Genomic DNA, 11,709 nt, shown 5'->3' with positions numbered 1-11,709 from the left:
ATCAGAAATTGAATAGGTTGGGTTGTTGTACTTCTTGTGCGGTCGCTTTGGTGGTGGTTCTCGGCTTGCTGCGGTTCTGCAACTTGCGGAGTTCCTCCTCTTGGTATCTGCGGAGTGCGTTCTGCCGTGCTTCCGCCTTTTCCTCTGCCGTGAGTTCCACAACGTGGTTCACCGCCACTTGGCATTGGATAGGCTTGCCCACCTCTATCTCGTTCTCGTCATAGTAGTGGACTGCTTGCCCGAATATCTCCCCGTCCGTGAAGCCGTTGCAACCGCTCCGCTGCACGTAGTTGAGAATGTAGGTGACGCAATCGTCTATGTTCTTGGCAGGGTTGCGGTAGTTCCTCGCAAAGAGTGTATCTTCCGCTGCACGCTGCTCCAGATACATCTGTATCGTTCTCTTGAAATGTTCTGTTCCTTTCATATCGCTGTCGTTTTTAGATTGTCTGTTTCAGTATTTCTCTCCAATAGGTCGGCTCCACCTCGCTCAGAAGGAAGTCTGTAAAGTCCCTCCGTGCGTCCTTGTTCAGTTCTCGGTAGAGTTCACGGAACACGGATATGTTGCCGTTGATGTACGTTTCAACCATATACACGAAGATGTTGTCCACCTCGTAGTATCTGCACTGCTGCGCTGCCGTTTTGCTGCTTCTCTTTGCCATGTCGGTAAGGATTAAAGGGTGAATGACCAAAGGATGAAGCCGAAGAAGGCGGTTGCGGAAAGGATAGCCACGATTACGCCTATCGCCACTCGGAACACTCCGTTTACAATCTCTCTAATGATGCCCCAAAGGATGCCGAACACCCCGAAGGCGGTGCGCACCATCAAGCCGCATATCGCAAGCCCTATGTACTGCGCCATTTGTCTGAAATTTGCCGTTGCCGTCATAGCCGTATTATTTGTTAAGTTCCACGATGCTGTCAATCCTGCCGTAAAGGAAACTGCGGAGTGCGGTCTTGTCGGTAGCCTTGTATTCCGTCCAGTGTCCGTACTGCTTCACAATGTAGGTTCGGAGAATGTCGGAGAAGTCAAACATCCACCCTTGCAAGGGTACTGCGCTCTTGAAATAGGTATTGCTGTTCACGTTGCGTGTAAGCCAATCCTTTTCCTCTCGGCTCAATTTTTCACCGTTGTTGAGTTTGGTGCGAAGTCCGTACACCTTGGTGTCTTGCAGGTTCTCCAAACTTGGTACTTCCCATGCCACGAATTTTATTGCTATTGCTGTCCTCATATCCGTTGTTTTTTGATTTTTAATGCGGATTCAAGAGCTGAGGGAGTTGAGTTTCAAACTATCTTATCTGCCTCTCGTTTATCCGACATTTTTTTTATGCGTCTTTCTGTCGCATCGGTCGTTTTCGTTTCGGGTGCTTAAAAAGGTAGGGATTAGGGGATGCAAGGTTTTTCGGGAAAAATACTACCCGCAGGGCTGGAGATTTTTTCCGAAAACAGGAGGCTTGACCTTGCATTCCCGTCCAATCCCGGAATTACCTTTGCGTCCAGAACGGAAATGACTGCCTGATGCGGCTCACTGAAAGACGCGAAAATGGAGGTAAACGGAAGTGGAGGCAGATTGGACAGGAAAACTTCAAAAGAGAAATCCGTGAAAAAGGGAAAACGCCAAAAGGAAAAGGGACACTGCCGGAGGCGTAAAACCGGGCAAACCACCGACAAGGAAGTATGATTTTGTATGTCTGGCCGAGCGTGTCCGGTCTGACGGATAAAATCATTCTTCCCGGTTTGCCTGCCGTGTGTGACGGCTTGTTCCATTCATGGATCGGGCGGTCAGACACGGCTTTCCGCTTACGGCACAAAGGAACAGCGAAAAAAGAAATCCTATAAAAATCCGTAAAAGCACCTCTTTGGCATAAGCACAAAAGAAATGGGCCTTGCATCATCAGTCTAAACTGTTGTTTAGGCGTGAGGCAAAGCCCTTTTCTCCGCTTATGCGGCAGTCGGCATACGTTCGTTCAAAATCCTTTTGGGCGATGGTGTGCCGACGGATAAAATTGCTTTTACGGAAAAACTTGTATGAGAAGAAAAAAATTAGGGAGATTCATTTCAAAATCTCCCGTTTTATTGTTACTTTTGCATACGAAGAGTTCTTTGAAGGTTACGCAACGCGCAGAAGGATGACGCAGTAGATAACTAACTAAATCGTAACCTATTACTATCATGAGCAATTAACCTACGCTCAGTTCCAATAAATTACACTCTTTTCGTAACTTCCTGCCACTAAGTTACGATTTTTTCCCCTCAGGATTTCGGGATGATCCGTCATGCCAACGAAGCCGGTCATCGTGCCGATGAAGACGGTTGTAGTCGTGATGAAGACGGTCTTCATTGGCGACAAATGGCCTTTATTCTCTCGGCTGTATCCGTACAAATGTCCGTTCGGATTTAAATATTCGGTTCTCCGGAAGTTGAGCTTTGTCGGAATGTGTAGAATGGAGGCTGTCTTCTTGACAAAATGTATGTTTTTGAGGTGAGGTAGGCGGTTCTTTTACTCGTATGTCACAAAAAGCAGAACTTTAACGAAGAAAAGTCAATTTAAAATCATCCGTTTTGAGGATCAAAATAGAAAAAACATCGGGTTATTGTAAAAAATGCTGTATCACTTCTCGCATATGCGTACCATATATATCCATTTTTTTGAGAGAAAAAAAGATAAAAAAAACTTTCCCAAACATTTGCATAAAAGAAATCTTCGTTCTACTTTTGCACCCGCATTCGAGCGAGAGTGGCCGTGATTGACATGATGCGAAGTAGGTAACGGTGATAGGGAAGGATGAGGTTAGCGAGGCTAAGCGAGATGTCCGACCACCCGGAGGGTTTCGAAAAAAAACTTTTCAAATTTTCTTCTAAAAAATTTGTCAGTTTAAAAAAAGTCCTTACCTTTGCAGCCGCAATCGAAACGATAGCGATAAGTTCTTTGAAAATATTACATATCAACAAGTAGTACAAGAGACGTATATGAAATACGAAACATACCGTCAGTGACTACGATAAAGACGAGATTCTGAGCGAAGATATAAAACAATTTCAACAACGAAGAGTTTGATCCTGGCTCAGGATGAACGCTAGCGACAGGCTTAACACATGCAAGTCGAGGGGCAGCATGGTAAGTAGCAATACTTATTGATGGCGACCGGCGCACGGGTGAGTAACGCGTATGCAACTTACCTATCAGAGGGGGATAGCCCGGCGAAAGTCGGATTAATACTCCATAAAACAGGGGTTCCGCATGGGACTATTTGTTAAAGATTCATCGCTGATAGATAGGCATGCGTTCCATTAGGCAGTTGGCGGGGTAACGGCCCACCAAACCGACGATGGATAGGGGTTCTGAGAGGAAGGTCCCCCACATTGGTACTGAGACACACGGACCAAACTCCTACGGGAGGCAGCAGTGAGGAATATTGGTCAATGGCCGAGAGGCTGAACCAGCCAAGTCGCGTGAAGGATGAAGGATCTATGGTTTGTAAACTTCTTTTATAGGGGAATAAAGTGTGGGACGTGTTCCATTTTGTATGTACCCTATGAATAAGCATCGGCTAACTCCGTGCCAGCAGCCGCGGTAATACGGAGGATGCGAGCGTTATCCGGATTTATTGGGTTTAAAGGGTGCGTAGGTGGTAATTTAAGTCAGCGGTGAAAGTTTGTGGCTCAACCATAAAATTGCCGTTGAAACTGGGTTACTTGAGTGTGTTTGAGGTAGGCGGAATGCGTGGTGTAGCGGTGAAATGCATAGATATCACGCAGAACTCCAATTGCGAAGGCAGCTTACTAAACCATAACTGACACTGAAGCACGAAAGCGTGGGTATCAAACAGGATTAGATACCCTGGTAGTCCACGCAGTAAACGATGATTACTAGGAGTTTGCGATACACAGTAAGCTCTACAGCGAAAGCGTTAAGTAATCCACCTGGGGAGTACGCCGGCAACGGTGAAACTCAAAGGAATTGACGGGGGCCCGCACAAGCGGAGGAACATGTGGTTTAATTCGATGATACGCGAGGAACCTTACCCGGGTTTGAACGTAGTCAGACCGACCTTGAAAGAGGTCTTCTAGCAATAGCTGATTACGAGGTGCTGCATGGTTGTCGTCAGCTCGTGCCGTGAGGTGTCGGCTTAAGTGCCATAACGAGCGCAACCCTTATCACTAGTTACTAACAGGTCGTGCTGAGGACTCTGGTGAGACTGCCAGCGTAAGCTGTGAGGAAGGTGGGGATGACGTCAAATCAGCACGGCCCTTACATCCGGGGCGACACACGTGTTACAATGGCATGGACAAAGGGCAGCTACCTGGCGACAGGATGCTAATCTCTAAACCATGTCTCAGTTCGGATCGGAGTCTGCAACTCGACTCCGTGAAGCTGGATTCGCTAGTAATCGCGCATCAGCCATGGCGCGGTGAATACGTTCCCGGGCCTTGTACACACCGCCCGTCAAGCCATGGGAGCCGGGGGTACCTGAAGTCCGTAACCGCAAGGATCGGCCTAGGGTAAAACTGGTGACTGGGGCTAAGTCGTAACAAGGTAGCCGTACCGGAAGGTGCGGCTGGAACACCTCCTTTCTGGAGCCAGAGTCTCATGAGAAAGTAGTAATTTCAATGAGGTATGTTATTCTCTGGTACTACGGTTGAATATGTATAAAATATGATCTTAACCGGGCATGCCGGTATAGAGAAAGATGAGGCTGAGGTATTTATCTCAGGCGCACAACAGTTGACAGTCCTATAGCTCAGTTGGTTAGAGCGCTACACTGATAATGTAGAGGTCGGCAGTTCAACTCTGCCTGGGACTACCAAACAGTTGACAGTTGAGAGTAAACAGTTGAAAGGTAAACAACTTTCCACTCTGCACTCTGCACTTTCAACTCTCTACGGGGGATTAGCTCAGCTGGCTAGAGCATCTGCCTTGCACGCAGAGGGTCAACGGTTCGAATCCGTTATTCTCCACACAAGATGAGTGATTATTGATTTATTAATTATTAATTATTCATTAAACATAAGATCTTTGACGTATTGGACAACTTCAAAAAAGTAAAGTAACAAAAAAAGTAAGAGCAAGCTAAAGATATATCAATCCGACACGCAAGATTAATTATTAATTGTTTAATTATTAATTTTGAAAACTGTGTCAGTGATAAAGAAAGTAAGCAAGGGCAGACGGTGGATGCCTTGGCTCTCGGAGGCGATGAAGGACGTGATAAGCTGCGATAAGCTTGGGGTAGGTGCAAATAACCTTTGATCCCAAGATTTCCGAATGGGGCAACCCGGCTGGTAGAAGGCCAGTCATTCCGTAAGGAAAGCGAACGTGGGGAACTGAAACATCTAAGTACCCATAGGAGAAGAAAACAAAAGTGATTCCGCAAGTAGTGGCGAGCGAACGCGGAACAGCCCAAACCGATGTTGTTTAGGCAATATCGGGGTTGTAGGACCACGCCATGGCAAGCGATTAAGGAAGTAGAACGTTTTGGAAAAAACGGCCGTAGACGGTGAAAGCCCAGTATACGACTCTTTAATGAAGCCTAGTGGTATCCTGAGTAGCGCGGAGCACGAGAAATTCTGTGTGAACCAGCGGGGCCCATCCCGTAAGGCTAAATACTCCCGAGAGACCGATAGCGAACCAGTACTGTGAAGGAAAGGTGAAAAGCACCTCGAACAGAGGAGTGAAATAGTCCCTGAAACCGTCTGCCTACAAGCGGTCGGAGCAATCTTTTGATTGTGACGGCGTGCCTTTTGCATAATGAACCTACGAGTTACTTTCTCCGGCAAGGTTAAGGACTTCAGGTCCGGAGCCGAAGCGAAAGCGAGTCTTAAAAGGGCGGTATAGTCGGAGTGAGTAGACGCGAAACCAAGTGATCTACCCTTGGTCAGGATGAAGGTTGGGTAACACCAACTGGAGGTCCGAATGGGTATACGTTGAAAAGTGTTCCAATGAACTGAGGGTAGGGGTGAAAGGCTAATCAAACTTGGAGATAGCTCGTACTCCCCGAAATGCATTTAGGTGCAGCCTTTATATAGTATATAATGAGGTAGAGCGACTGATTGGATGCGAGGGCTTCACCGCCTATCAAGTCCAGATAAACTCCGAATGCGTTATATATATTTATAAGGAGTGAGGGCGCGGGTGCTAAGGTCCGCGTCCGAGAGGAGAAGAATCCAGACCATCAGCTAAGGTCCCCAAATAACAGTTAAGTTGAACTAACGAAGTCAGACTGCAGAGACAGCTAGGATGTTGGCTTGGAAGCAGCCATTCATTTAAAGAGTGCGTAACAGCTCACTAGTCGAGGAGTCTGGCGTGGATAATACTCGGGCATAAACTGTTTACCGAAGCTATGGATCTCGTATGAGATGGTAGGGGAGCATTCCATGTACGTCGAAGGTGAGGGATGACCCTTGCTGGAGTGCATGGAAACGCAAATGTAGGTATAAGTAACGATAAAGGAGGTGAGAAACCTCCTCGCCGAAAGACTAAGGTTTCCTGATCAACGTTAATCGGATCAGGGTAAGTCGGGACCTAAGGATAAGCCGAACGGCGATTCCGATGGAAGAATGGTTTAATATTCCCATACTACTTTATGGAGCGATGTGGAGACGGAGAAGTGACAGTCCTGCCATCTGACGGAATAGATGGTTAAAGGGTGTAGATGTAGATCGAAGTAGGCAAATCCGCTTTGAGAGTCGAACCTGACAGTATGTCGCGTACTTGTACAAGGCAATATGGACGTAATCAGGCTCCCTAGAAAATCCGCTAAGCAAATTCATAAAGTACCCGTACCGTAAACGGACACACGTAGTTGGGTTGAAAATACTGAGGCGCTCGAGTGATTCACGGTTAAGGAACTAGGCAAATTGACCCTGTAACTTCGGGATAAAGGGTCCCTGCAGAGATGTGGGCGCAGAGAATAGGTCCAGGCAACTGTTTAACAAAAACACATGGCTGTGCGAAATAGAAATATGAAGTATACAGCCTGACACCTGCCCGGTGCTGGAAGGTTAAGAGGAGAACTCATCGCAAGAGAAGGTTTGAATTGAAGCCCCAGTAAACGGCGGCCGTAACTATAACGGTCCTAAGGTAGCGAAATTCCTTGTCGGGTAAGTTCCGACCTGCACGAATGGTGTAATGATCTGGACACTGTCTCAACCGTGAGCTCGGTGAAATTGTAGTATCGGTGAAGATGCCGATTACCCGCGATGGGACGAAAAGACCCCGTGAACCTTTACTATAGCTTTACATTGAATTTGGGCAACTAATGTGTAGGATAGGCCGGAGACTATGAAGCAGGCACGCCAGTGTTTGTGGAGTCGTCGTTGAAATACGGCCCTTTGGTTGTTTGAGTTCTAACTCGCAGAAGCGAGGACACTGTATGGTGGGTAGTTTGACTGGGGTGGTCGCCTCCAAAAGAGTAACGGAGGCTTCTAAAGGTACCCTCAGACCGATTGGTAACCGGTCGTAGAGTGTAATGGCATAAGGGTGCTTGACTGGGAGGCCTACAAGCCGATCAGGTAGGAAACTAGAGCATAGTGATCCGGTGGTTCCGCATGGAAGGGCCATCGCTCAAAGGATAAAAGGTACTCCGGGGATAACAGGCTGATCGCTCCCAAGAGCTCATATCGACGGAGCGGTTTGGCACCTCGATGTCGGCTCGTCACATCCTGGGGCTGGAGAAGGTCCCAAGGGTTGGGCTGTTCGCCCATTAAAGTGGCACGCGAGCTGGGTTCAGAACGTCGTGAGACAGTTCGGTCTCTATCTATCGTGGGCGTAGGATATTTGAGGGGCTCTGACACTAGTACGAGAGGACCGTGTTGGACAGACCACTGGTTTACCGGTTGTACCGCCAGGTGCACCGCCGGGTATCTAAGTCTGGATTGGATAAGTGCTGAAAGCATCTAAGTACGAAGCCAGCCTCAAGATGAGATATCCCTGAGGGTCGTTGTAGACTACGACGTAGATAGGCTACAGGTGTAAGGGCAGTAATGTCGAAGCCGAGTAGTACTAATCGCCCGAGACTTTCGTATCATGTATAGGATTGATATATCGCTTAGGACGATCCGAAGTTGGGTCGTTAGCTCAGGAGTTATGTAGCTTAACTTGGGGTTGTCCGGTCAAAAATCTTAATATAAAAAGTTATTAAGGTGGTTATAGCGTTGGGGATCCACCTCTTCCCATTCCGAACAGAGAAGTTAAGCCCAACCACGTCGATGGTACTGCGTAAAAGTGGGAGAGTAGATAGCCGCCGTTTTTAGAAAGTAGAGTTACAGAGCTCAAAAGAGAAAAGGAGTTAGTCGTAAGACTGGCTCCTTTTTCTGTTTCTGCCTTTTTCGATTAAACTTCTGCCGGAAAGGACTTCACGGATCATACCGAAATCCTGAGGGATTAAAATATAATCATCTCCCAAAGTATCCATTGCATCTTCCTATAAGCCCCCTGATAGTATTATAATCCCCGATAGTGTAAAAATAATTCCAGATAAATTTGTTTTGTATAAAATAAAAGCGTTCCTTCGTGCTGTCACTCATTTTCAGAGAGATTATAGGTATAGAGTGAACAAAAACAAAGGAGCCTTGACTGTGCAATGGGTATAGCTTGACAACTTTCAGGTCAAGCTTTTTTATAACAGTATATAACGACAAGAAATATAATAACCCAAACCTTAACTATTAGAAAGAGTGTGTTGCCTCTATATTAGAGGGACACGCTTTTTTATTGTAGTTATGTTGCAGTTCTTTTATTTAGCCCGGTTATGTACGTATAAGGAGATACCTATATTCATAGAGAATTAATTATGCATACATATTGGTGAGTCTGAATAAGAAAAAAGCAATATCCCTCACGCCTCTCAGCTGTGCTCTAAAAGCTTTGATTTTAGCATTGAAGGACTCACTCGCGGCATTGGTGGAGCGTCTTTTAAAAAAGCCAACAATATTCAAGTAGTGTGTTTGTATGGTTCTGGCAACAGTGCCAAAAGACAGGAAACCGGATTTGTCCACCTGATCATACCAATGTGCCAAACGCGTCAAGGCAATATCTGCCGATTGTGCCTGATGATATATCAACCCTAACCTCATGCTTAAGTAATAGGCCTTCTTGATATCGGGATATTCTCGGAAAAGGATTTTAGCTCTTTTTCTTTGGCTCTCCGACCACAGTTCAGTTTTTTTGAACAAAAGATAACGGCTTCTGGCCAACAGCTGTTTTCGACTGTCCCCATTCTCAAATGTTTCAGTAACAAAAGGCTGTCCTGATGCTTTAGCGTATGTGATCTCGACCATTTCTTTATCCAAGGCTTCCCATCGTGCCTTTATCCGCATTTCCTGAACGGCTTCAAAAGCTAACTTTTGAACATGAAAACGATCGATAACCAGCTTGGCAGCCGGGAAACAGAGACGAGCTATCCGGGCCATATTGGGTGCCATGTCCAATGTTATTTCCCGAACTTGAAACCGCCTGCGACGGGAAAGTTTGAGTATAGCTTGGGATACCTTTTCTACGGATGTCCCTTTGATCATGGCGATGATTGTGCCTTTTCTTCCTTTGGCCTCTTTGTTAATCAGGATTGTATACAGTTCTCCCGACGACAGTGCCGTTTCGTCCATCCCGACGTAGGGTCCAATGTTTTTCTCGAAGAGCATCCATTCTTCGGCATGGGCACGTTGCTCCCAATTCCTGAAATGACTCAGATGATTCTTATATTGGGACTCCAACAGTTTGGCTTCCATTCCGTAATGATCCGCCAAAAGACTAATGCTAAGAGCGCGCGAGTCGATCCAATGCTTTTAAAAAAGACGCAAATTCAGTCGTTATTTGCGTTCCTTCTGCCACTAATTTCCAATTGCGGCTTACATACTTGCCAGTACTGTGATTGAACCATCTTCGTTTTTTGATAAACAACAGGCAGCTACGCCCACGCATCGGATAATCCTGCATCCTGACTTGTTCATAAAAGCCCTTGCTCTCCAAGTTATCGGTTGCATATTCTTTAGGATGTATATTCTTCTCTTCAAAATATATTTCTACCCTATCCGACTTTTCTTTGAAATCAGACAACTCAAAATAATCAAACATTCCCTCCGGAAAGATAAAACGAAGAAATTGATCGTAACTCATCTCTTTTATTTTTTTACTGCCACTAAGATACGATTTTTCCCCTCAGGATTTCGGGATGATCCCTTCTTATAGTAGAAAAAAAATAAAATGAGAATTTTTCAAACCAACGATTTGATATTTTGAATAACAATCGGAAAGAATATGTCTACTGCGAGTGTAAGTTTTTTATAAAAATCTTATGAAATTTGCATAATTCGGAATAAAGCCGTTTCTTTGATGAAAATACTTGGTCCAAAGCCTTAACTATGAAAAAAGCCTTGATTATGAAGGAACAAATCGGAATACGTTTCCGTTTTTCCATGAAGCGGAGACGTCCGTTTCATCTTTTTGCCTTATCTGTTTTTTTATTCTGAAAAGCGAAGACAGATCTCTTTAGTCTAAGGAAAACGTTTTCGAATTGTACAATCGAAAATTCAGAGTAAGAAGAGACTCCAATTCTTCCTTGTATTCATCAATTCGGGCAAAAAAGTTCATGACGGCTTTCCTGAACATTTCTTTGCTCTGGTAAAAGCCGGTGTTTATCACTTTCTTACGTAGGAATTTCCATAAACGTTCTATAAGGTTTAAATTCGGAGAATACGCGGGTAAGAACAACTGAACGATTTTTGTGCCTTTGATCCATTCCCGCAAATCTTTGTTCCTATAATATTTGGCATTGTCAGATATGATATATATAACGGATGCCTCGGGGTGTTTTATCAAGGCCTTCTCATACAATGCTTTTGTAGATAGGGCATTGACACTGTCACAATCATGGGCTATCACATCTGTCACGTCATAAGCGTTGAGTAAACCGTTGATGTTCACACGGTCACGTCCACTTACGGTTGGCTGAGGAAACTATTCCCCTTTCTCGATCCAAGCGTACGTGGAACGGCTATTATGGGTAGGATGCACGCCGTCCGCGTAATAGACAATGCTCTTAGCGTCTTTCTTCTCCAGGCCCCGGGATAGTTCCTTCATGAACTCCTCTTGCCTGTCATGATCGGCCTTACATGGTATTTCTGAGGTTTTCTTATAAGTAAAGCCCATACAGTTTAAAAACTCACGCAGCCTTGGACTGTATAATGGATATCAAAGGTTTGACTTATCCACGACGAAACGCTTTTGGCTTCAGTATAAAGCTTTGTTTTCAGTTCCTTGCGTAGTAGGGATAACTGAAAACTATCCATTTTCCCCCAATAACCTACTTGCTCACACCGCAACAACTTGTCAATGCCACCGGACACATATAGCCCTATATAACGATAGACCGTAGCCACACTGATTCCCAAATCCTCGCTGATGGAGTCCACTGAGCGGCCATGATTGAACATCAGAACACTAGTCACACGAACATTGGCCGTTGTTCCGGATACCTTTCGTTGAATATGACGCAGGGACTCTCGCTCTTCTTGGGATAATTGAAACTTCATGACAACAAAGGAAATACTTTATGGGGATTTTCTCAAATCAATTACTTTTGACTATAATAGATCTGGAAAATGGCAAGTCTGAAAAGGTGGACATTACTTTCAGGGATTACTTTATCATAGGGAAATATTAAATTTCATTATGGGATGTCTTTAGGAAATAGATTATAAAATCGAATATATTC

The 11,709-nt window shown here is 45.2% G+C and carries 10 protein-coding genes, 2 tRNA genes and 3 rRNA genes; 5 read left to right on the top strand and 10 right to left on the bottom strand.

Translation table 11 applies throughout. The annotated features are described in order from the left end of the window. Position 1: 1 nt before the first annotated feature. The 5 genes from NQ564_RS12055 to NQ564_RS12035 form a co-directional block, all read right to left on the bottom strand. Positions 2 to 424: a PcfK-like family protein gene (locus NQ564_RS12055; RefSeq protein ID WP_008151530.1), complete on the bottom strand. Its 423-nt coding sequence runs from the start codon at positions 422 to 424 to the stop codon at positions 2 to 4. A 13-nt stretch (positions 425 to 437) separates the two neighbouring features. Then, on the bottom strand, positions 438 to 659 hold the full coding sequence (locus NQ564_RS12050) for a hypothetical protein (RefSeq protein WP_007366491.1): 222 nt from the start codon (positions 657 to 659) through the stop codon (positions 438 to 440). Positions 660 to 670: 11 nt separating this feature from the next. Then, positions 671 to 886: a hypothetical protein gene (locus tag NQ564_RS12045; RefSeq protein WP_039848488.1), complete on the bottom strand. Its 216-nt coding sequence runs from the start codon at positions 884 to 886 to the stop codon at positions 671 to 673. Between the two features lie 7 nt (positions 887 to 893). After that, a complete protein-coding gene (locus NQ564_RS12040; protein WP_039848487.1) occupies positions 894 to 1,229 on the bottom strand; it encodes a hypothetical protein in 336 nt (111 codons plus the stop codon). Positions 1,230 to 2,189: 960 nt separating this feature from the next. Then, entirely contained in the window at positions 2,190 to 2,339 is a 150-nt protein-coding gene (locus tag NQ564_RS12035) for a hypothetical protein (RefSeq protein ID WP_157632106.1), read from the bottom strand. Between the two features lie 701 nt (positions 2,340 to 3,040). On the opposite strand from NQ564_RS12035, the gene NQ564_RS12030 reads away from it, so the two are divergent. The 5 genes from NQ564_RS12030 to rrf all read left to right on the top strand — a co-directional run bounded on the left by NQ564_RS12030 (position 3,041) and on the right by rrf (position 8,247). Beyond that, positions 3,041 to 4,573: ribosomal RNA gene (locus NQ564_RS12030) — 16S ribosomal RNA — on the top strand. 156 nt (positions 4,574 to 4,729) lie between these two features. Further along, positions 4,730 to 4,806 (top strand) — tRNA-Ile (locus NQ564_RS12025). A gap of 77 nt (positions 4,807 to 4,883) precedes the next feature. After that, positions 4,884 to 4,957, top strand: a tRNA-Ala gene (locus NQ564_RS12020). A gap of 190 nt (positions 4,958 to 5,147) precedes the next feature. Next, positions 5,148 to 8,023, top strand: a 23S ribosomal RNA gene (locus NQ564_RS12015). Between the two features lie 113 nt (positions 8,024 to 8,136). Next, positions 8,137 to 8,247, top strand: a 5S ribosomal RNA gene (gene rrf / locus NQ564_RS12010). Together the 16S, 23S and 5S rRNA genes with 2 tRNA genes alongside form the textbook arrangement of a ribosomal RNA operon. Before the next feature lie 541 nt (positions 8,248 to 8,788). Here the strand turns inward: rrf and NQ564_RS12005 are convergent. From NQ564_RS12005 to NQ564_RS11990, 5 genes are all read right to left on the bottom strand, one after another. Next, positions 8,789 to 9,724: an ISAon1 family transposase gene (locus tag NQ564_RS12005; protein WP_129650050.1), complete on the bottom strand. Its 936-nt coding sequence runs from the start codon at positions 9,722 to 9,724 to the stop codon at positions 8,789 to 8,791. Between the two features lie 28 nt (positions 9,725 to 9,752). Continuing rightward, positions 9,753 to 10,112 (bottom strand): ISAon1 family transposase N-terminal region protein, encoded by a 360-nt coding sequence (locus tag NQ564_RS12000; RefSeq protein WP_087375557.1) that lies wholly within the window; start codon positions 10,110 to 10,112, stop codon positions 9,753 to 9,755. A gap of 372 nt (positions 10,113 to 10,484) precedes the next feature. Further along, on the bottom strand, positions 10,485 to 10,877 hold the full coding sequence (locus NQ564_RS11995) for a transposase (protein ID WP_233421231.1): 393 nt from the start codon (positions 10,875 to 10,877) through the stop codon (positions 10,485 to 10,487). 75 nt (positions 10,878 to 10,952) lie between these two features. After that, positions 10,953 to 11,144 (bottom strand): hypothetical protein, encoded by a 192-nt coding sequence (locus NQ564_RS19420; RefSeq protein ID WP_008151505.1) that lies wholly within the window; start codon positions 11,142 to 11,144, stop codon positions 10,953 to 10,955. A gap of 5 nt (positions 11,145 to 11,149) precedes the next feature. Further along, the gene (locus NQ564_RS11990) at positions 11,150 to 11,527 is read right to left on the bottom strand and encodes a helix-turn-helix domain-containing protein (protein WP_008151503.1); all 378 of its coding nucleotides are present in this window, start codon (positions 11,525 to 11,527) and stop codon (positions 11,150 to 11,152) included. Positions 11,528 to 11,709 lie beyond the last annotated feature (182 nt).

The organism is Parabacteroides johnsonii DSM 18315, from assembly GCF_025151045.1.
GTDB lineage: Bacteria > Bacteroidota > Bacteroidia > Bacteroidales > Tannerellaceae > Parabacteroides > Parabacteroides johnsonii.
This window is presented reverse-complemented; position numbering and strand designations above follow the sequence as displayed.

What these genes read in the sequence shown, in the direction of transcription:
- NQ564_RS11990 (WP_008151503.1), bottom strand. Translation starts at nt 11,527, where the DNA reads ATGAAGTTTCAATTATCCCAAGAAGAGCGAGAGTCCCTGCGTCATATT.
- NQ564_RS12055 (WP_008151530.1), bottom strand. Translation starts at nt 424, where the DNA reads ATGAAAGGAACAGAACATTTCAAGAGAACGATACAGATGTATCTGGAG.
- NQ564_RS19420 (WP_008151505.1), bottom strand. Translation starts at nt 11,144, where the DNA reads ATGGGCTTTACTTATAAGAAAACCTCAGAAATACCATGTAAGGCCGAT.
- NQ564_RS12040 (WP_039848487.1), bottom strand. Translation starts at nt 1,229, where the DNA reads ATGAGGACAGCAATAGCAATAAAATTCGTGGCATGGGAAGTACCAAGT.
- NQ564_RS12000 (WP_087375557.1), bottom strand. Translation starts at nt 10,112, where the DNA reads ATGAGTTACGATCAATTTCTTCGTTTTATCTTTCCGGAGGGAATGTTT.
- NQ564_RS12045 (WP_039848488.1), bottom strand. Translation starts at nt 886, where the DNA reads ATGACGGCAACGGCAAATTTCAGACAAATGGCGCAGTACATAGGGCTT.
- NQ564_RS12050 (WP_007366491.1), bottom strand. Translation starts at nt 659, where the DNA reads ATGGCAAAGAGAAGCAGCAAAACGGCAGCGCAGCAGTGCAGATACTAC.
- NQ564_RS12005 (WP_129650050.1), bottom strand. Translation starts at nt 9,724, where the DNA reads ATGGAAGCCAAACTGTTGGAGTCCCAATATAAGAATCATCTGAGTCAT.
- NQ564_RS12035 (WP_157632106.1), bottom strand. Translation starts at nt 2,339, where the DNA reads ATGAAGACCGTCTTCATCACGACTACAACCGTCTTCATCGGCACGATG.